20 protein-coding genes and 1 pseudogene are annotated in these 18433 nt (G+C 69.3%); 8 read left to right on the top strand and 13 right to left on the bottom strand.

The window, feature by feature from the left end; all coding sequences use genetic code 11:
• Nucleotides 1-12: 12 nt before the first annotated feature.
• Together ACZ4XJ_RS27420 and ACZ4XJ_RS27425 are read right to left on the bottom strand one after the other, a co-directional pair.
• Nucleotides 13-318: a hypothetical protein gene (locus tag ACZ4XJ_RS27420; protein WP_468497759.1), complete on the bottom strand. Its 306-nt coding sequence runs from the start codon at nt 316-318 to the stop codon at nt 13-15.
• A 5-nt stretch (nt 319-323) separates the two neighbouring features.
• Nucleotides 324-758, bottom strand: coding sequence for a hypothetical protein (locus tag ACZ4XJ_RS27425; RefSeq protein WP_468497760.1), 435 nt, complete (start codon nt 756-758; stop codon nt 324-326).
• 451 nt (nt 759-1209) lie between these two features.
• Here ACZ4XJ_RS27425 and ACZ4XJ_RS27430 point away from each other — a divergent pair, with 451 nt between their 5' ends.
• Nucleotides 1210-2268: a C40 family peptidase gene (locus ACZ4XJ_RS27430; protein ID WP_468497761.1), complete on the top strand. Its 1059-nt coding sequence runs from the start codon at nt 1210-1212 to the stop codon at nt 2266-2268.
• Between the two features lie 93 nt (nt 2269-2361).
• Here ACZ4XJ_RS27430 and ACZ4XJ_RS27435 read toward each other — a convergent pair whose 3' ends face one another.
• Together ACZ4XJ_RS27435 and ACZ4XJ_RS27440 are read right to left on the bottom strand one after the other, a co-directional pair.
• Complete coding sequence (locus tag ACZ4XJ_RS27435; RefSeq protein WP_468497762.1) at nt 2362-3492, bottom strand: hypothetical protein; 1131 nt, start codon at nt 3490-3492, stop codon at nt 2362-2364.
• Between the two features lie 508 nt (nt 3493-4000).
• The gene (locus ACZ4XJ_RS27440; RefSeq protein ID WP_468497763.1) at nt 4001-4621 is read right to left on the bottom strand and encodes a hypothetical protein; all 621 of its coding nucleotides are present in this window, start codon (nt 4619-4621) and stop codon (nt 4001-4003) included.
• On the opposite strand from ACZ4XJ_RS27440, the pseudogene ACZ4XJ_RS27445 reads away from it, so the two are divergent.
• Nucleotides 4611-5065 (top strand): annotated as a pseudogene (locus ACZ4XJ_RS27445) (transposase); the annotation flags it as partial. The gene ACZ4XJ_RS27440 and the pseudogene ACZ4XJ_RS27445 sit on opposite strands and share 11 nt — an antisense overlap.
• A gap of 591 nt (nt 5066-5656) precedes the next feature.
• Here ACZ4XJ_RS27445 and ACZ4XJ_RS27450 read toward each other — a convergent pair.
• The 3 genes from ACZ4XJ_RS27450 to ACZ4XJ_RS27460 all read right to left on the bottom strand — a co-directional run bounded on the left by ACZ4XJ_RS27450 (nt 5657) and on the right by ACZ4XJ_RS27460 (nt 8182).
• The gene (locus tag ACZ4XJ_RS27450; RefSeq protein WP_362883542.1) at nt 5657-5986 is read right to left on the bottom strand and encodes an STAS domain-containing protein; all 330 of its coding nucleotides are present in this window, start codon (nt 5984-5986) and stop codon (nt 5657-5659) included.
• Nucleotides 5987-6170: 184 nt separating this feature from the next.
• Complete coding sequence (locus tag ACZ4XJ_RS27455) at nt 6171-7502, bottom strand: MFS transporter (RefSeq protein WP_468497764.1); 1332 nt, start codon at nt 7500-7502, stop codon at nt 6171-6173.
• Between the two features lie 35 nt (nt 7503-7537).
• Nucleotides 7538-8182, bottom strand: a complete 645-nt coding sequence (locus ACZ4XJ_RS27460; RefSeq protein WP_468497765.1) for a hypothetical protein — start codon at nt 8180-8182, stop codon at nt 7538-7540.
• Nucleotides 8183-8409: 227 nt separating this feature from the next.
• Here ACZ4XJ_RS27460 and ACZ4XJ_RS27465 point away from each other — a divergent pair, with 227 nt between their 5' ends.
• Nucleotides 8410-8622: a hypothetical protein gene (locus ACZ4XJ_RS27465; RefSeq protein WP_468497766.1), complete on the top strand. Its 213-nt coding sequence runs from the start codon at nt 8410-8412 to the stop codon at nt 8620-8622.
• 488 nt (nt 8623-9110) lie between these two features.
• On the opposite strand, the gene ACZ4XJ_RS27470 is transcribed toward ACZ4XJ_RS27465, so the two are convergent.
• The gene (locus ACZ4XJ_RS27470; RefSeq protein ID WP_362883549.1) at nt 9111-9305 is read right to left on the bottom strand and encodes a hypothetical protein; all 195 of its coding nucleotides are present in this window, start codon (nt 9303-9305) and stop codon (nt 9111-9113) included.
• Between the two features lie 144 nt (nt 9306-9449).
• Here ACZ4XJ_RS27470 and ACZ4XJ_RS27475 point away from each other — a divergent pair, with 144 nt between their 5' ends.
• Nucleotides 9450-9725: an isoamylase early set domain-containing protein gene (locus ACZ4XJ_RS27475; protein WP_468497767.1), complete on the top strand. Its 276-nt coding sequence runs from the start codon at nt 9450-9452 to the stop codon at nt 9723-9725.
• A gap of 591 nt (nt 9726-10316) precedes the next feature.
• Here ACZ4XJ_RS27475 and ACZ4XJ_RS27480 read toward each other — a convergent pair.
• Together ACZ4XJ_RS27480 and ACZ4XJ_RS27485 are read right to left on the bottom strand one after the other, a co-directional pair.
• A complete protein-coding gene (locus ACZ4XJ_RS27480; protein WP_453593245.1) occupies nt 10317-10670 on the bottom strand; it encodes a PRC-barrel domain-containing protein in 354 nt (117 codons plus the stop codon).
• Between the two features lie 296 nt (nt 10671-10966).
• Nucleotides 10967-11383, bottom strand: coding sequence for a CBS domain-containing protein (locus ACZ4XJ_RS27485; protein WP_468497768.1), 417 nt, complete (start codon nt 11381-11383; stop codon nt 10967-10969).
• A gap of 232 nt (nt 11384-11615) precedes the next feature.
• Here ACZ4XJ_RS27485 and ACZ4XJ_RS27490 point away from each other — a divergent pair, with 232 nt between their 5' ends.
• On the top strand, nt 11616-12023 hold the full coding sequence (locus tag ACZ4XJ_RS27490; protein ID WP_468497769.1) for an STAS domain-containing protein: 408 nt from the start codon (nt 11616-11618) through the stop codon (nt 12021-12023).
• Nucleotides 12024-12302: 279 nt separating this feature from the next.
• Here ACZ4XJ_RS27490 and ACZ4XJ_RS27495 read toward each other — a convergent pair whose 3' ends face one another.
• Both ACZ4XJ_RS27495 and ACZ4XJ_RS27500 read right to left on the bottom strand, forming a co-directional pair.
• Nucleotides 12303-12506, bottom strand: coding sequence for a hypothetical protein (locus ACZ4XJ_RS27495; RefSeq protein ID WP_468497770.1), 204 nt, complete (start codon nt 12504-12506; stop codon nt 12303-12305).
• A gap of 443 nt (nt 12507-12949) precedes the next feature.
• A complete protein-coding gene (locus tag ACZ4XJ_RS27500) occupies nt 12950-13195 on the bottom strand; it encodes a hypothetical protein (protein WP_362883559.1) in 246 nt (81 codons plus the stop codon).
• A gap of 615 nt (nt 13196-13810) precedes the next feature.
• Here ACZ4XJ_RS27500 and ACZ4XJ_RS27505 point away from each other — a divergent pair.
• The 3 genes from ACZ4XJ_RS27505 (at nt 13811) to ACZ4XJ_RS27515 (ending at nt 16289) form a co-directional block, all read left to right on the top strand.
• Nucleotides 13811-14086 carry an isoamylase early set domain-containing protein gene (locus ACZ4XJ_RS27505; RefSeq protein WP_468497771.1) on the top strand — a complete coding sequence of 92 codons (276 nt, stop codon included), beginning with the start codon at nt 13811-13813 and terminating at the stop codon, nt 14084-14086.
• Between the two features lie 25 nt (nt 14087-14111).
• Nucleotides 14112-14456 (top strand): PRC-barrel domain-containing protein, encoded by a 345-nt coding sequence (locus ACZ4XJ_RS27510; protein WP_362883563.1) that lies wholly within the window; start codon nt 14112-14114, stop codon nt 14454-14456.
• An 882-nt stretch (nt 14457-15338) separates the two neighbouring features.
• Nucleotides 15339-16289 (top strand): helix-turn-helix domain-containing protein, encoded by a 951-nt coding sequence (locus ACZ4XJ_RS27515; RefSeq protein ID WP_468497772.1) that lies wholly within the window; start codon nt 15339-15341, stop codon nt 16287-16289.
• Between the two features lie 498 nt (nt 16290-16787).
• Here ACZ4XJ_RS27515 and ACZ4XJ_RS27520 read toward each other — a convergent pair whose 3' ends face one another.
• Nucleotides 16788-18425, bottom strand: coding sequence for a flavin monoamine oxidase family protein (locus tag ACZ4XJ_RS27520; protein WP_468497773.1), 1638 nt, complete (start codon nt 18423-18425; stop codon nt 16788-16790).
• Nucleotides 18426-18433 lie beyond the last annotated feature (8 nt).

Genomic DNA, 18433 nt, shown 5'->3' on the forward strand with positions numbered 1-18433 from the left:
GCCTCTGCTCCCTTATCCGGCGATGCCGTTGAGGACCGCGATCAGGGTGCTCGACATGAGGATGGCGATGATCCCGCCGCCCATCCACTTGAACGGTTCGCTACCACCACCGTTGCGGGACTTGTCCGATGTCGCCAGCTTGAAGACCCCGTACCCCACGCCTCCCGCCCCAGCCAGGGCCAACGCCCACAGCCCGTAGCCGAAGATCTTGGAGACGGTCCCGGAGAGTCCGGGGATCGCCTCCGGCTTGGCCGCCGGAATGATGTCCATCGGCGCCGCCATGATCAGGTCGGAGGCCATCGTGATTGCGTTGTGCATCGTCGTCAGTTCCCTTCAATCGTGCGCCGCAGCTTCTCGCCCGCGGCCATGACGTCCTTGTGGTCCAAGGCCTCCTCCGGCCCCTTCACCGCGCGCAGCACCGGCAGGTACGGCACCCTGGCCACCCCTGCCAACCGCCTCTCCAGGGCACGCACCAGATACCGGGCATCGGCCACCGGACGGGTTGGGGCGTCGGCGACCAGCACAAGCCACGGCTTCGGCAGCTGCCCCCAACGCAGAAGCAGTTCCTGCGCGCGCGTCGCCCCGTACACAGTGGTGTCGGCCAGCAGTACCGGCTGGGCGCCGTACGGAATGACTTCCGTCGGCGCCAGAACGCGCGCTCGCGCCCCACCGGAGTCCTCGTCCAGCATCTCCGTCACGGTCGCCTCTGCAATGCCGAATCCCTGGACGGGAATCAGTGCGTACCGGAGCGGGGCCATCGAAAGGCCCTCCTGATGTGATGTCACCGGATGTGAAATCACGCCACAACTCCCCCCTAAACAAACGCTTTCAGCCACGACTTTGGTTCGTGGGACAGCTGAGGCTAGCGTGCCTGCAAAACCCCGAATCACGGTGCTGAGGGCAGGTCACAGATGTCTCACTATGACGACGGGCAACTCGGGACGCACAGGATGGCAATAGCACCTGCGGTCACACCGACCTCGGTCCTCATCCCCCACACCCCCGAGCCGCATCATCCCCGAAGCGGCGGACCTGAAAGTACAGTGTCCGGTACACATCGGTCGACGTTTCGTTGTGCGAACCAGCGCCAAGGAAACGTGACCTGACCCTACGTGAGATGCCGCGCCGGCCACAGCCCGGCCCGGACTCCGATAGGACAGACACGCGAAACCCGGACGAGGGACGCGTGAAGGAATCGCTGGGGGGCGAGTGAAGATCTTTGCCGTGATCACCGGGGCTCTCACGGCCCTACTGATGGTGATCGTGTTCGGCATTCTGCTCGTAGCCTCCGACACCCAAGCCCAGGCCTACGCCACCGACGGCGGCCGCGGTCTGCAAGGTGTCCCGCAGGAGTTCCGGGAGTGGATCCTGAAGGCCGACGCCGCCTGTCCCGAACCCGAACTCACCCCGGCCCTGCTGGCCTCGCAGCTCTACCAGGAATCGAAGTTCAAGACGAGCCGCGCCGAAGCCACCTCGTACGCCGGCGCCCAGGGCCCCGCCCAGTTCATGCCCGGCACGTGGGCGACCTGGGGCCAGGACGCGGACGGCAACGGTCAGAACTCACCCTGGGACATCGGTGACGCGGTCACCGCGCAGGGCCGCATGATGTGCTCCCTGATCAAGACCGCGAAGAGCTCCGGCTACCCGGGAGACGTCCGCGGCCTCGCCCTCGCCGGTTACAACGCCGGCTGGGGACGGGTCGAGGAGTACGGCGGCGTACCCCCGAAGTCATTCGCCGGCGGCGAGACCTACGGCTACGTCGAGGCCATCCTCGCCGGCATCCCGCGGTACGAGGGGCCGGGCCAACTCCAGGTCTCCGGCAACGGCAACGGGCCGGACGCCGTCCGCCGGGCGGCCGCCCGCCTCGGCACCCCCTACTCATGGGGAGGTGGCTCCCCCTCCGGCCCCACCACCGGCTTCTGCGACGGCGTCAACGGGTACCTCGCTGGCTCCTGCTCCGCGTCCATCACAGCCGGCTTCGACTGCTCATCGCTCGTCCAGTACGCCTACTGGCCCAGCACCCAACTGCCGCGCACCGCCGCACCGCAATTCGGGGCGACCTCGAACCGCGCGGTCGCGCGCGCGGACCTGCAACCCGGCGACCTCCTGTTCTGGTCGCACGGCGGCGCGGGCGCCATCTACCACGTCGGGCTCTACGCCGGCGACGGCAAGGTCCTGCATGCCCCTCGCACCGGAAAGAACGTCGAGGTCGTCCCCCTGGCGAACGCCATGCCCGAAGGAGACTACTTCGGCGCCACCCGCCCCTGACCTATATCCAGCCCCGCGCGTATCCGGCCCGCAGGCCTCTGCGCGATGAACGAGCCGCAGCCCCTCAAGGGGCTGCGGGCCCATGCGATGCGGCTACTTGGCCTTGCTCGGCTTGGCAGTGGGCCCGGCCGTCCGGTGCGCGGCGACGGCCGGCTCCGCGGGCGTGGCCCCCTTGGACGCCCGAGCCTTAGTAGGGCCCCCGCCCGACTGCGCCGTGGCCGCCTTGGTGTTCACCCTCTTGGCTGAATCCGGCAGTGCGTCCGGCGGGTTCGAAAGAGCCTGATGGGCCGCTCCCAGCAAACGGGAGCTGAGGCCCGTCGGTGATCCCTTCTCCCACTTCGTGTTCTTCGTCAACTGCTCCAGGTGGGGTTCCAGGTCGATGCCCTCTCCCTCCATCACGGCCATCCGCGCGGCGATGAGCGGCCACTTCTTGGCCGTCAGGAGCAGGTTCGACTCGTTCTCTCGGCCCGGTAGTGCCTCGCGCATCATCCGCATGAAGCGCTCATTTTCCTGCGGGGAGATGGCCAGCTGCCGCAGCGCCCGCTGCCGGTCGGAAAGATCGAGATCGCGGGGCAGATCCAGGCCGGTCGTCAGCGGCCCGTACGCCATAAGCGCGTCCCGGCTCGTGCCGGGCTCCGCGGCACCGAGCACCTTGGCGACGGCCTGGTCGACGCCGAGGCCCTCCTCGTGAGCCGCCGTCAGAATCCCCCGTACATCGACGCCACTCTCCTTCAGACGTCCCATCGTCGCCGCGATGTCGGGCCATGTCGGCGAGGACAGAATCGCCTCGCGCACCGGCCCCGCCGGAAGCGTCTCCCGGAGCAGCTTCTCGAACTCGCCCGTCCCGTCCCCGGCGACCCGGGCCTGGTTCTGGGCCAGCTGGTCACGCACACTCACCGCGATCTCACCAACACGCGGCAGGAACCCATCCAGATCCACACCAGCAGCCTTCAAGGCCATCAGCTGCTGCGCCATCCGCGGCCAGTCCGCCTGCCCCATGAGCGCCGTCGCCATGTCCGGTGGCAGGAGCTTCTTCGACTCCTCACCCGCCTTTTCGAGTGACTCCTCAACGGACGGCAGCGCCCGCTGGACTCCCTGCTGCTGCTCCTGCTGACGTCGTACCGCATCCGCAATGGCCATCACCAACCGCACGGCCATGGATGCCGCCTGCATCGCCTGATTCGTGGCGTCGACAAACGGATCCCCCTCGATGGGTGTCGGCACTCCTGGTGTTCCCATCCAGCATCTCCCCTGTGCTAGCGGGCCCTCTTCGGGCCCTGACCACGCTCACTCCCGGGCGGGCGCAGTCCTGGTGTCTGCGACCCCCGAGCCGGCACGGGGCCGGTCCTGGCACCGCCGTCCGACGTCGACAACGGATTCCATCGGGTGGAGACTTCCGCAGCCGAACTGCGTCGTCGGCGCCGCCCCTCCAACCGCCATGTAAGCACCTCGGCGACCGAGTCCGCAGACCCGAGCTCACGTCGGCCGGCCACCGCGGCGAGCACTCCCGTGACGTCCACACCCCCGCGTGCGATCTCCAGCAGACTCCCGCGCAGAACAGGCCGGGCCTCGGCCGAGATGATCTCCTGGGCGTGCTGCGGAAGGACGTCCTGAATCACCTTGACCATCTGCCGCTGCTCCTCCGACGAAGCCTTCGTCCCGCGAGCACCGATCTTCGTCGCACTCCGCCGGGACGCCGGTCGACTCCTCTGCTCCGCACTCGCCCCCACGGTCACCTCGACGGCCTCACGCAACAGACGCCCCGCGTACCCGCCGCCTGCGCCTGGGCCCGGTGCTCACGGGCCTCGTGCCATCGCGCGCAGGCATCCACCGCTGTCACCAGGGCCAACAAAAAGCCGAGCGCGGCAACGGCGTCATTGCGGCCCAAGGCGGCTGCGGACTGGGACAGGGCCTGCCCCGATTCGCGATAGAGGCTGCGCGACCGTCCCTCAAGCGCGCGGTCGCCCGGAGCACGGGAAGCACGCTCGAACTGGTACGCCGCTTCCCTCATCTCCCGGCGCACAAGTCGCGGCGAGGTGGCAGCAGCGATAACGATCAGGTCGCCGAGAGCGGCCACATCCCCCGCGCCTTCCCGCCGACCACCGGCGCCCAGCTCTGCACCTGCGGCTCGCACCTTGGCCTCCGCCACCTGCCATGCCTGGGCCTGCGCCAACGATGGCGGCATCGCGCTCTGCCACCGCTCACGGACTCGGGGCAGCGACAGATCCGGAGCCAGCTTGGAGCCCGAGAAGAAGATCGGGGACTGTGCGGCGTCACGGTCGCCCGGGAGCGCCACCGAGTAGCTGGCAGATGAGGGTGACGAAGTGGACTGGACGGTCTCTGTGGACTCCACTGTCTGCCGGGCTCACCAACATTCGGCCGGAGCCAGGAAAAGGGGGCGCCCGGCCGGTCGGAGCCTGAGGATCACGCGCTCGGACGTTCCCGTGGCGGGCTGAGCACGAAGGTCCACTTGGCCAGTGACAGCCGGGCCCGTCCTCTGGGCATCCACGTCACCGCCGGCCAGGCTGGTGACGCGCCGGCCTTCCAGGCGGTCATGGCCAGGATTCGGATCCCGCGCAGCGGGCCCGGAAGGCCAAGAACGCGCCCGACAACCGTCCTGGCGGATCGCGCCTATTCGTCCCGCGCGATCCATGGACACCTTCGTCGACGAGGCATCCGGGCTGTCATCCCGCAGCCCGCAGACCAGATCCGATCTTCGCAGGGGTCTGGGGATGCTGAACATGCGTGGTGCGCCGGGTCTGCCGGGGACGGGCCCGACTCGCCGAGCTGGGTGTGAAGAAGGCGCCACGGGCCCGTCAGGCGCCGCCGAAGGCGGCCCGGGCCGTGCCCCCGTCCGGGCGCGGCGCAGTCGCCTTCCAGACGGGCATTCAGGCCCTTACCCAGTACCGGGAGCGCGAGGGCGGGGCATCCCCGGCCGCAGTCACGTCGAGGAGCTCCCCAACGGCACCGCGCACCGGACCGGGGTCTGGATCGTCAACCAGAAGCAGCGCCGGGAGCGGCTGGCCCGGAGCAGCTCGCCGCGCTCGCCGAGCTCGGCATCGCCTGGGCGGCGAACATCTCCTGACTGCCCCGGCCTTCGACGGCTCCACACAGCGGGGGTTCTTCCTCGGGAGTCCCGTACAGGGCGGTGCCAAAGCCGCCTGTCCACCTGAACAGTCCAACCGGCGTGACGCACCGCTTACCACTGACGTTGAGAGTGACGACACGTGCCCGCCGCCCCGTCCATCCGGGCCGGCAACGTGTGGCGGCCCCGCCACCTCGCCCGGCGGCGGGGCCGCCGTCCCCTCGACAACCCGATGGGCCGCATCACCGACACGCGTCGTGCGCCGATCCGTTACGCGTCCCCGGTCGCGGCCCGGGGGCGGCGTCACAGCGCGCGGGCCGCTTCGGTGCCGTCCGTCGTGGTGAACAGGGCGCGGACCTCGGTGACGTCCAACAACCTGCCCAGGCGGTCGGGTAGCGGACCGGCCAGGACCAGACGGCCGCTGCGCAGCAGGAGCAGCATCAGGTTGAGCATCGAGGAGTCCGCGAAGGTCACCGCGGTGACGTCCAGGACGATCCGTCGTACCCCCGGATCGTCCACGGCCGCCGTCCCCACCTCCCTCAGGAGACCGAGGGTGTCCTGGTCGAACTCGCCCCCGCACACGATCACGCGAACGCCGTCCTCGTCGGGCAATACGCGCACCAGCTGTTCCACCGCAACTCCCAGCCTCGCCCACCGACGCACAACCACGCCCGCCCCCTGCGGCCAAAGTACCCACGCCCCTCCCTCACCAGGCGGGACCCACCCATGATCCACAACACAGAGCAAGCCGGCAGCTCCACCCGGCGCAACCTCGGATGCCTGCCCAACGACCGCTGACCGTCTCTCCAGGCCGCCCTTACGGGGTGGGGGTGGGGCCGGGGTGCAGGGGGGTGGTGCCGAGGTTGTGCTGGTCCTGGGTGCCGAAGGTGGACCAGAGCGCTGCGGTGAGCAGGAGGAGCGCGCCGAAGGCGAGGTACACCGGCCTGCCTCCGAAGCGGTCGAAGAGGAAGCCGGTGGCGAGGATCGCCCCGGCGCTGACGATGCGGATGACGGCGTCGAGGAGCCCGTGCCAGGTGCCGAGCACGGCGGCGGGGGCGCGGAGCTGGACGAGGAGTCCGGCGGACCTGAGGTAGACGGTGAAGCCGAGGCCGAAGAGGACGAGGGCGGCCGCGAGGACCCACTGCGTCCCACCGAGGAGCGCCGCGGTCAGGGTGCCGGCGCCCGCGAGGGCGGTAGCCCAGCGGAGGCTGGAGTAGATGCCCTCCGGGCCGGCCTTGGCGACGACGAGGCCACCGATGATGGCTCCGACGGTGGAGAACGCCAGGAAGGAGCCGGCGCGGGCCGGTGACATGTCGAAGGTCTCCCTCATGAGGGACAGCAGGGAGAGGATGACCGTCGAGAGGGCGAGTACGGTCAGGGCGTGGAAGGTGAGGAAGCGGCGCCAGGCCGGGCTGGTGGCCAGGGTCCGCGCCACCACGCGGCGGGACGGGAGGGGGGCGGGGGCGGGTTCCTCTTCGGGCGCGGCGCCGGTGGTCTTCACGCCGATCGTGGTGTCAGACCCCTGCGCGTGGACGGACTTCGGATGCGCGGATCCCGGCTGCCGGATCACCACGGCGATGAAGCCGGCGAAGACGGCCAGGGCGAGGACTTGCAGGCCGGCGGCGACCAGGAGGGCACGGGAGCCGGGGAGCAGGGCGATGACCAGGCCCGCGACGACTGGGGAGAGGAGCTCGCTCACCGAACGGATGGTCGCGCCGATGCCCTGGACCCGGACGAGGGTCTTGGCGTCGAGGATCCGCGGCAGGAGCACGAACAGGGCCATCTCCCCGATGTGGTGGACGAGGTCCACCGTGGCCGCCGCGACGACGATCGCCCACAGGTGGGACGAGAGGAACGTGGAGCCGATGCCGATGAGGACGAAAACGCCGATCTTGACGAGGTAGGCCACGACCAGGACGGTCTTCGGGTTGCCCCGGTCCAGCAGGGGGCCGGCCGCGACGGAGGCGACGACCTCCACGCCGTAGCCCACGCAGTACACCAGGCCGACCGTGCTGACCAGGCCGGAGAGGTCGAGGGCCAGGTTGGCGAACGCGATGTCGTAGATGCCCTCGCTCATGGATCGGGACACGACGAGCACGGCGAAGACCACGACCAGCAGCGTCAGCCAGCGTGACGCGGTGGCAAGCACGGTGGGGCCGGTCCTTGACTCTTGCTCGGTCGCCGTCATTGGTAAGCCAGCTCTCGGACGACGTTGCCCGCGAGAGCGGCACCCGGCGCGTCGAAGGTCGGCAGTAATCCGTCGGCGGGGACAGGGACGAAGAGCTCGGGCAGGCGCGAACCTTGGGAGTCGTGGACTTCGTACTCCACCCGGTAGTGGAGCGTCCCGCTGCCCCTAGCCCGCATGAGCACACCCGGTTCGATCGTTAGGACCGCCCGCGAGTCCTGCGGAAAGGGAAGGACCTGGCCGGCCCCGAAGGTGGGAGAGTCCGCGCGGCGGTCGATGAGTTGGAGTTCCATCTCGGGATTGTCATCCAGCAACGGGGACAGCTTCAGGGTGAGATGGGGATGAGCGCTGAGATACTGCGGCCAGGACGCCGGAATGTCGTAAACCATGGTGTCGGCGAGCCCGTTCTCGACGTTGGAGCCGATGCCGTACGAGTCATCGCGGATCGACTGGTAGGAGCCGACCCCGGTGGTGACGTGGCGAGTTGAGACACGGGCAGAATGGGCTGCTGCCCGGCAAGGCCAAGCCAACTTCCCCGAGGACCAGGCTGTCGTCGACGCGTTCCGCGCGATGCTCGCAGCCGTCCGTGAACCCGAGGGATCCCCGGCCTTGCCCAGGACGTCGCCGTCCGGATCGGACCGCACGTGTGCCGCGGCCCTCATCCACCCCGACATCCCGCACCTGCCCTACGGCCGCCGCTACGACATCGGCTGGTTGCGCTGCGAGACCAGCACCATCCTCGGCACCTGGCACCCGGCTACCGGTTGCTCACCCACGCCGCAGCCGGCCTCGAGCTTCACGACAACATCGGCCTGAGGCCGGCGCGCTATGCCGTCCCTGTCGAAGCCGGCACCCCGACGGCACCCGGTACGTGCTGTTACGCCTGAGCCCGTACATCCAGTGCAGTCACACCGACAGTGATGCCGGGCGGCTCACCGCAATGCTGGGTGACACCCAGAACGGGCAGGGGGTATCGGTGTCGGCCCGGCCATTCGACTTCGGCAACCACGAGAGCTACATCGTCCCGTATGACAGTGATGTCTCCGCGCTGCTGGCAGCAGCCGCCGCACGAACCGGTGGTTGATCGAAGCAGCTCGTCCATGGTGCGCTGCCGGTGAGAACGTCAAAGGTCCGTACCCCCGACATAGGGGGTACGGACTTCTCCGTGCTGCCCCCGAACTGTGTCGTTCAGGAGGTGGCGTTCGGCGATGGTCGGGACTGATGTGCCGTTGGAGGCATGCACCAGCTGTGGGCCGCTTTCCTCGCGTGTTCGGCATGGGGTGCCGAGGGGTTCTTCTGCCGAGCCTCGCGAGCATCACCGCCGCACGTCTTGCGGACGTGGTCGCGTGCGGAGCCCCGCTGTTGGGCGAGTGGCCGCCTTGCGTAGGGAGTTGGTGCCAGCCTTTCACGTTATCGAATCCCGCAGCGTCCAGCAGGCGCCGGACCTCCCGTACCAGCTCAAGATCGTGGTCCACGCGCTCACTGTAGAGGGCGTGGACGGCGAGGGTCGCGGGGGTAGGGCAGGGCCCGCCCGGGGTGCGGCCCGGGCGGCCCACAACGTGCCGGCGAGGGCTACCGCTCGTCGTCACGCATGTCGTCGTCCAATTCCAGCTCGCGCTCACGCAAGGGGTTCTGGATCTTCCGCTCGTGGGACGGCAGGCCCTGCATGTCCTTGGGCTCGTCCTGGCCCGGGCGCTGGGGCTTGGGGCGCTCCTGCTCCTCGCGGCCCTTGCCCGGCTGCTGGTGCTTGTCCTGCATACCGCTCATCGCGCACTCCGTGATCGCTGGGACTGTTCCACCGCCACGCTGCCACCGACCATCACATACCGCATCATGTGATGACGGAAAGCGATTCACTGCAATCGTGCGACCGGCGATCATCGCGCCCGCCCTCTCCCGAAGGAGAACACCGTGCTTGAGCATCAGCGACGCAAGGGCCGTACCGAGGTCACCTTCGTCCTGCCCGCCGACATCCCGCCCGGGCCGGTCAGCGTCGTCGGAGACTTCAACGAGTGGAAGCCCGGCACCCACGAGCTGACCCCGCGCCCCGACGGCACCCGAGCCGTCACGGTCACCCTGCCCGCCAAGGCCAGCCACTCCTTCCGCTACCTCGCCGCCGGCGACTACTGGTTCAACGACGACAGCGCCCAGGGCCAGGACAACGGCAACAACCTGCTCACCACCTGACACCGAACACTCGGCCGGCCGTACTTCACAAGGATCCCCTCGACGCCGGAGACGTCCGTCCAGTCCTCCAGCCACTCCCTGGCCTTGTCCGGGTCCGTGGTCATGGGGCACAGGGGCCGGGGGGCGGTCAGTGCGCGGGCCGCGAAGAGGACCTCAGGGCGTCGGCGGCGCTCCCGGTAGGGCCGGGCCAGGAGTTCAATGCCATCGGCTGCGGGCGGCGGCCCTGCGTTGGAGGGCGTCGAAGGACAGTCGGCCAGCTTCAGTGTCCCGGACGACGAGCTCGCCATCGAGGGCCAGGCCCTCGGGTAGTTGCTCGGCAGCGGCGACCAGGTCGGGGAACCGGTCCTGGATGAGTGAGCCGCGGCTGCCATCACTGATAGAACCTCTTCCCCTGGCTATCGCAGGGGAAGAGGTGTCGTTTTGCGGAAGAGGCTTGCCCACCGGGTTTGACCTGCGAAGATAGAAGATCAACGGATTCGGGGGCTCTCACACTTGCGGTCACACCCCCGGTCCCCGTGTTGAAAGCAACCGTCCGGACAACCCTTCAGCCCCCTTCCGGTGCAACCCTCCGCGGCGGCGAGGGCGTGAAGGTCAGATGCCGATGTGACGGCCGTAGTACCGGCCGACCTCGTCACGGTAGGCGGCGTCGCCGCGGTGCTTGTCCTTGTCGTACTCGGGAGAGTCCTTGATCTGCTCCTTGGTCAGGTTGACCAGGACCTTCTCCTCCTTCATGTCGACGCGCACGACAGTTCCGGCGGGCAGCAGGACCTCCTTCCCGAAGATCCACGGGCCGGTGTCGACCACGATGTATGAGGAGTCCACATCCTCGGTGGCCTCGTCGACCTTGCCGATGTGCCCATCGCTCGCCTCGACCTTGAAGCCGACCAGATTGGTCCCGGGGTTGTAGTGGGACTCCGGGTTGTAGCGCCACATGTTCTCGATCACGAGGGACCTCTCCTTGGGAACGGGGGCAGCCGCAGGTCGCCGGTGTTCGCGGCCACGGCTCGCCATCCCTGCCCGTTGCACCCACGGCCATGGCGTGGGGCTACGCCAACCGCCACAGCTGCCACCCGGACGAGAGACCCTCCGCGCGCTCCGGTCGTGGGTCCGGGCTGCGCGACCAGGGATGCGGACAGCCCGGCGTATCCGCTCTCTGCCGGCGACGACCGCCGCGAAGGCCCGAAGGGCACCTTCGCGGTGCGGATGGCCCGTCGCCGCAGTGGGCCTGATCGTCAGGTCGATCAGTTCTGCGAGATCGCCTCGAGCAGGTCACCGACCTTCGCCTCGGGCAAGGCGCGGGCAACGTCGGCCAGGGCGACGATGCCGACCAGGGTGTGGCCGTCGATAACCGGCAGCCGGCGGACCTGGTGGGCGCCCATGGTGCGCAGGATCTCGTTGGCGTCGTCGTCGGCGCCGATGGTGACCGCTTCGCCCTGGGCGAGGTCGCCCGCCTTTACCGTGGCGGGGTCCTTGCCCGCCGCGAGGACGTTCACGACGATGTCGCGGTCGGTGAGCATGCCCTTGAGCTTCTCGTCGGTGCCACAGATCGGCAGTGCGCCAACCTTGAGCTCGGCCATCTTCTTCGCGGCGTCGAGGACGGTCTCGTTCGCGCCGATACACGTCGCGTCGGCCGTCATGATGTCGCGGGCCTTCGTCATGCCGTACTCCTTCGTCTCGCCTGCACGGGTACGGGCCACGTCCACCGGCACGCGGCCACGGAACCATGGGTGCCCCCTGCCCTCGCCCGGTAACGGGTTTCACCCTTTCAACCGCTCCCGAGGCCACGTGCCCGTCTCTTTCCTTCAGCGAGCCGCACATCAGCCCTGGAGAGTGCCGCGCCAGGATGGAGGACCGCAGGCGTCGACGTGCGGTCGGCGCGAGGAGAACCCATTGATCACTGTCAACACCCAGCACCGCGGCACCACGACCCTGCTCAGCGCCGTCGGCGAGCTCGACCGGGACGCGGGCCGGGCCCTTCAGGAAGCGCTGGACGGTGTCACCACCGCCGTACGGGACCTCCTGATCGACCTGCACGGCGTCCCGGTCATGGACGCCGACGGCCTGCTCCACCTCCTCGACGCCCACCGGCGCGCGGAAAGCCTGGGCCTTCGGGTCCTGGTCACCGGCTGGCAACCCCAACCACAGCAGTGCATGGCCGAGGCCGCCGGCATTCCCGGCCGCGGCTCGGCCACCGGCGAGCGGTACGCGGCGGCCGGCTTTCGCCGGCTCATCGGGGAGCGGGCACGAAACGCTCGGGACAGCGCGGACTTCGCCACCGGGTGGCTGCCCCGAGCCTGACGGTTTCGGGACGCAGCCGGTGTCCGGAGCAGGAGGTCCTACCGGGCCCGGGCCGCTCCGGCCTCGCGAGCGGCAGCAGCGCAACCCTGCGGGGAGCGACGCAGCCGCCGGGTGGGCCCGCCGGTTCCCTTGCGTCCGGCGGGCGGGTAGAAGCCGTCGACGAGGTCCATGAGGCGCAGCGGCTGGGATTGCCAGTTGTAGGCGAGGAACGCGATGCCGCGGGTGTCAAGGCGCGGACGAAGTCGGTGAGGCCGTGCAGGCCGGTGACGTCCATGAACGTCAGGTGCCGCATGTCGAGGCCACCACGGAGACGCCGTCGAGAGCGGACGGCACCTCGTCGAGGGCGGTTCTGGTGTCCAGGTCGAGCTCGCCGGTCGGGGTGAGGTGCACGGTAGGGGCGAGCGCGGTGTCCACGCGCGGCGTCACCCGGGCCCGGATCGCCGCCCCGGCCGCCTGGCACCGCTGAAGCAGCCCGTCGACCATCCGCTGCCCGAACTTCAGGAGCGCTGAGACCCGCGATCGAGGAGCTGACGCAGGCGATCACCACGCCCCCGGCCGTGTCAGATGTGCTCGAAGGCAGTCTTCAACAACGGGGACCTCGGCGGGTACGCCGCCCGCTCACTCGCCGCACTCGCCGTCCACGCTCCCCGTCCCGTCCTGCCCATGATCATGGATGCCCTCAGTGCGACCAGCACCAACGCCGCTGAGGCCGTCACCGCCGCACCCCAGAACACCCTCCCCAGTGAAGGACGGCCCGGAACACCCTTCACGGACCTCGACAAGAGCACCCAGCGCATCCAGCGGGCCGGCTGTTCCGCGCCGGCCACCCGGGCCTGCCGCTCATGGAGTGGACGGCCCGGGTGGCCCGGCCCAACGTCAGCCGGGCGCGTCGTGCGACTCGGTGGCGCGAGGGCCGCGGGCCCGCCTCAGTTGCCGATGCCGGAGCTGCCGAGGCCGGAGTTTCCGATGCCGTGGCTTCCGATGCCCGTGTTGGCGATGCCCGCGTTGCCCAGGCCCCAGTTGGCGATGCCTGCGTTGCCGATGCCGTCGTTGAGCGCGCCCGAGTTGCCGACGCCCGAGTTCCCGAAGCCTGAACTGCCCACGCTGTCGGCGCCGGCCGCGCCGGCGCCGCAGACAGCCAGAACCGCCACGGCACCCAGCGCGGTCGTCATGCGAAGAAGAGTCGTACGCATCGTCAGATACCTCCCATTTAGGACACTTTTGCTTGCCATCCCTAACACGAGGTCATGCCAATCAGGCGGAGGAATGATCCGAAGCCGCCGTGTCGCACACCGCACCAGCGTATGAATCGCCAACCAGGACCACGCCGCGACCGCCTCGACCACACGCAGCTCGCGGCGCTCGCCAAGCTCGGCGTGGAAGGGCGGCGTCCGAGCGCAGGCGCCGTACGCCGATCCGTAACGCCGACCACGGCCCCGGGGCGCCACGCTCACAACGCGCGCGCCGCCTCGATGCCCTCCGCCAGGGTGAACAGAGCCCGGGCCTGCGTGATGTCCAGCAGCCGGGCCGGCTGGGAATACGTACCGCGCGTCCTGGCGGCCGGGCCGGGTCAGCGGGTCGTCATGGTCCTCGCAGAGGGCTCTCACCAACGGGTCCTGATGTCGTCCGCGACGCGTGGTCCTGCGAGTACGGCCCGGCGTACGACTCCGAGGGGGGCCGTGCGGGTGATCGCCGTCACGCGCCCGGAGTACTGCCCGCGAGCGTGCCCGTGGCCCGGGGCAGGGATGGCACGTCATGGCCCCCGGTTGGTGAGGAGTTGTCTGTCGATGCTGGAACGGACGCGGGGCAAGAAGCGGACCGAGATCACGTTCGTCCTGCCCGCCGGCCATCCGGCCGGTGAGGTCAGCGTGGTCGGCGACTTCAACAACTGGCAACCCGGCCTCCATCCGCTGCACCCACGCCCCGACGGCAGCCGCGCCGTCACCATCACCCTCCCCAGCGGAGAGCGGCACGGGTTCCGCCACCTCGCCGACGGCGGCAACTGGCTCGACGAGGAGGAAGCCGACGGCCACGACGGCCGCAACAGCCTCCTGACCACCTGACCCCCACCACGACAAGGAGACACCCATGACCGACATGTGGAACTACAACCCCGAGTCCCACTACACGCCCGGCACCCGACTGATCGGCTTCAAGGTCGAAGCATCCGACGGGCACATCGGGAAGGTCGACGAGCACACCGAGGACGTCGGCTCCTCCTACATCGTCGTCGACACCGGCCCCTGGATCTTCGGCAAGCACGTCCTGATCCCCGCCGGAACCATCGTCCGCGTCGACGCCAAGGAGGAGAAGATCCTCGTCCACCTCACCAAGGACCAGATCAAGGACTCCCCCGAATACGACAAGGACAAGCACCGCGGCGACGCCGCCTACCGCGACCAGCTCGGCACCTACTACGGCGGCCACCTCTAGGCAGCACACGACGGCTGCGGCTCCCCCACCACGCAGGAACGGGGCCGCAGCCCCACACCCGCCCACGGCCCACCGCGCTGCCCGCCGGAGGCGGCATCGCCGTCGGGCCTTGATCCGGCAGGGCAGGGCCGGCCACGCCTCCGACGAGCGGAGCTCGATCCTCCGTCCGGTCACGCCAGGAATGGAGGCTGTCGATCGCGGCGGCTCACGGCGCGTGTGACGGCTGCCGGCCAACCGCGACCGGCAGCGTCACGGGGGCCGGCGGCGTCCGGGCCGCTCCCCTCACCACCCATTCCCGCCCCCACACCCCCGACCACCACCTGACGCACAGGAGACCGACCGAGGAACCACCCCGACGGACGACGCACCCACCAACCGGCGCCGCTCGGACACGGTTCGCCAGCCGTTTCCGTAGCCGAGGCCGCCGGGGGTCGAGGTCACGGCGTTGAGGTGTTCCAGGTAGCGGGTGGCGCCCTTGTCCTGCGCTTCGGACAGGACGATCGGCCCGCCGGGAAAATCGGTCGACGGCGAGGGTGCCCCGATCGCGCAGGGCGGCGGTCCTCCGCGCAATGGGCAGGGTGCGGGCAGAGTCTGCCAGGACCCGGGCCGAACCGTTTCGATGGATGGGGGCGGGACGCTCTTCGCAGACGGTGCCCTGATCGCGGACCGGCGGCGCCCGGATCGCGGACGTGGTGCCCTGGGTGACCCTGCACGGCGAGGACGCCGGTTCACCACTTGACGCCGCGACTTCAGCGAGCTGAGGAGGGTGACGCTTGGCTTCTGGGCTCGTTGATCGTTTCTGCACGGCGAACGCGTTCGCACGGGCCCGGCCGTGGCACTCGCGTGGCCGGCAGACGGTCCCGAGCCGGAGGTAGACCGCCCGTGGCGGCGAACGACAATCCCACCGTCCGAAGGCGCCGGCTCGGCGCCGAGCTACGTCGGCTCCGTCTGGACAGTGGCCTGACGAGTACCCAGGTGGCCGAGCGGCTGCTGATCTCGCAGCCCAAGATCAGCAACCTGGAGAACGGCCGCCGCATCATCAAGCCCCGTGACGTGCGGGACCTGTGCGGGCTCTACGGGGTAACGGACCCCCAGGTCGTCGACGCGTTGATGTGGCAGGCAAGGGAATCAGGGCGCCACGGCTGGTGGGTCGCCTTCGGCGAGGTGCCCTACGCCGTCTACGTCGGCCTGGAGACGGGCGCCTCCTCGATCCACTCCTACGAGTCCCTGGTGATCCCCGGCCTGCTGCAAACACCCGCCTACGCGGCCGCGGTCATCGCGGAAACGATCCCTCAGGCCACGCCCGGACAAAGAGCAGCCCGACTTCAGGTACGGCTGCGCCGACAGCACCGGGCCCACCACCCCGCCCGTCCCTTCCGCTTATGGGCCGTATTGGACGAATCGGTACTGCACCGCGCGGTCGGCGGCCCCGACATCATGCGCGAACAGCTCGAGCACCTGAACCGCCTCAGCACCCAGCCGCACATCACCGTGCAGGTCCTCCCGCACGAGGCGGGAGCCCACCCGGGCATCTCGGGACAGTTCTCCATTCTCACGTTCGCGGACGCCCCCGGGAAGGGCACGGTCTATCTGGAACGGTTCACCAGCGACCTCTACCTGGAGAAACGATCCGACGTACACCACTACAACGTCATGTACGAGCACCTCCAGGCCCAGGCACTGAACCCGGACAGCACCCGCCAGATCATCACTCACGCCGCCAAGGCCCACGCCCGAACAAGTGGCGCCAGTACCCACCAACATTCCGAACGGACCAATCAGGAACCGATGTCAAGATCCACCGACATCCGCTCTTCGTCTTCAGCCATGTAGCCAATCGGTCGACGCCACATGACAGAACCCGGCCGGCGTGACTACGGTCGCCGTCCGGGTCCTGTGTTCAGGACGTCCGTCGTCGACACGGTTCCCACCCGCACCGTCCCACGCCCCGACCACCGCCGGGCCTCCCCGCGTCGCCCGGTCAGGCCCCGGTGCCGTCCCGGATCTCGAACAGAAGCAGGACGCCCCTCATCCCCAGCAGCCACTGGAACTGACTCGGCACCGGACCCTGGTGAGCGCGGACCGTGGCGCAGTCCACGCTGACCAGCGACAAGCCCGTTCTGCCCGCTGGAGCGGAACCGACAGGTCACCCCCTCGAACTGCTTCCGCAACCGCTCCGGATACGGCCCGTACCTGCCGATCGGCAGGTACGGCTCGGTGAACTTCCACTGGGCATGCGCGAGTTGCCTCCGTTTCACAACCCGGTCCTATCGAATCCCACCCCACGAAGAGAGCAGAACCCAGCAGCTGATCAGGACATCGCAGAGACCCCTAGGTGAGCGCGGTGATGACCTCGCGGGCCGCGCGTTCGCCTTCGGTGGCACCGCCTTCCATGAAGCCCTGGAAGTCGTAGCTGCAGTGCTCGCCGCCGATGTGAACGTTGCCCTGGGCGGTGCCTTCGTAGCGGGCGTAGCGGTGGAGGTAGCCAGTGGGCCAGTAGGAGTATGCGCCGAGGGAGTAGGGGTTGCGGTGCCAGGCCGACAGTTGGGCGCGTCCGTTCCAGGCGTTCTTCGTGCCGGGGAAGAACGCGTCAATGCCGGTGAGCATCCGGTTGGCGAGGGTGCGTACGTAGGGGTCGGTCTCGGTGGCGAAGGGGGTCGCGGGGGTGAGGGCCCCGGCCAGGGTGCCTCCCCCGTACTGGAGCAGAATGCCGCCGTTGCCGGGCTGGAGTTTGGTGGTGTCCCAGGTCTGCTGGACGTCGGAGTCGGTGAAGCAGTCGCCTGCTGAGACGCCTGGCCAGGGGCCGCTGCCGCGCCACGGCCGGCTGGTGAACTGCATGTTGAGTTTGGTGCAGTGGCCCATGCGCGCATCGCGCAGGAGGTTTTTCATGAGGGGGTCGAATGCGGCTGCGGTGAGGTCGACGCGCTGGAGTACGGGCAGGGGCAGGCACAGGATGGTGTGGTCGGCGGTGACGGTGCGGGTCGTGCCGGAATCGTTGAAGGTGAGGGTCTGGGTCCCGTCGGCGTTGGCTCGAACGGCGGTGAGTTCGCGTCCCATCAGCAGGGAGCCTGGGGGCAGGGTCTGTGCGATGGCATTGGGGAGTCGGTCGTTGCCGCCGGTGATGTGGTAGCGCTCGTTGGACAGGCCCCAGACGTTGAAGTGGCCGGGGTTGGGCTGGTAGCCCATGAGGAGGACCAGAGCGAGGGCGGACTGGCCGGTGGTGTCGGCGCCGTACTCGACGTTGTAGGCGACGTCGATGAACTGGCCCAGGGGTGAGGTGTGGCCGCCGGGGACCCGGGTCTCGATCCACTGGTACAGGGACATGTTGTCCAGGGTGGTGCCGGCGGGGGTGGTGGAGTTCCAGGTGACCTCGCCGGCGTCCTGGAGGTCGCGGCGCAGGGCCTGGTAGACGGCCTTGAAGTCTTCGTCGGCCTGGGCGCGGGGGTAGTAGGCGCCGTCGAACCAGAGGACTTCCTCGGCTCCGTTGGGTCCGCCGCCGAGGAAGTCCTCGGTGGGAAGGTTGAAGCGGCGGCAGAGCTCGAGGATCTTCTTGTGGCTGGTGTCGATCAGCTCGCCGCCGATCTCGGAGGTCTGGCCGTAGGCCCAGTGGTCGCGCTGGCTCCACATGCGGCCGCCGACACGTGTGGGGTTGGCTTCGTAGACGGTGCAGGCGATGCCCGCGTCCTTGAGGGTGAGGGCGGCGGTCAAACCGGCGATGCCCGCGCCGACGACGGCGACGCGAGGGTTGCCGATCGGCGGCTTGTTGCCGTCCGGAGCGGTCTCGGCCCGGGCGGGAACGGTGGTGGTGGCGCCTGCCACGGCGGTGCCGAGGCCGAGGGCCGCGGCGCGCTCCAGGAGGGCGCGCCGGCTCAGGCCCCGTACGTCGGCGGTGGGCAGGGAAAGTCGGCGGGCGGCGGCGTGTTCGGCGGCGAGTTGCTTGAGCGTGTGCATGACGGAGGTTCGGGCCATGGCGGGTG

The sequence above is a fragment of the Streptomyces sp. NPDC029836 genome (genome assembly GCF_055574495.1).

Excerpts from the sequence above, each read along its gene's own strand:
- ACZ4XJ_RS27420 (WP_468497759.1), bottom strand. The coding sequence starts at position 318 with ATGCACAACGCAATCACGATGGCCTCCGACCTGATCATGGCGGCGCCG.
- ACZ4XJ_RS27425 (WP_468497760.1), bottom strand. The coding sequence starts at position 758 with ATGGCCCCGCTCCGGTACGCACTGATTCCCGTCCAGGGATTCGGCATT.
- ACZ4XJ_RS27470 (WP_362883549.1), bottom strand. The coding sequence starts at position 9,305 with ATGAGCGGTATGCAGGACAAGCACCAGCAGCCGGGCAAGGGCCGCGAG.
- ACZ4XJ_RS27485 (WP_468497768.1), bottom strand. The coding sequence starts at position 11,383 with ATGACGAAGGCCCGCGACATCATGACGGCCGACGCGACGTGTATCGGC.
- ACZ4XJ_RS27495 (WP_468497770.1), bottom strand. The coding sequence starts at position 12,506 with ATGGTCGACGGGCTGCTTCAGCGGTGCCAGGCGGCCGGGGCGGCGATC.
- ACZ4XJ_RS27500 (WP_362883559.1), bottom strand. The coding sequence starts at position 13,195 with ATGACGACCGCGCTGGGTGCCGTGGCGGTTCTGGCTGTCTGCGGCGCC.
- ACZ4XJ_RS27505 (WP_468497771.1), top strand. The coding sequence starts at position 13,811 with ATGCTGGAACGGACGCGGGGCAAGAAGCGGACCGAGATCACGTTCGTC.
- ACZ4XJ_RS27510 (WP_362883563.1), top strand. The coding sequence starts at position 14,112 with ATGACCGACATGTGGAACTACAACCCCGAGTCCCACTACACGCCCGGC.
- ACZ4XJ_RS27520 (WP_468497773.1), bottom strand. The coding sequence starts at position 18,425 with ATGGCCCGAACCTCCGTCATGCACACGCTCAAGCAACTCGCCGCCGAA.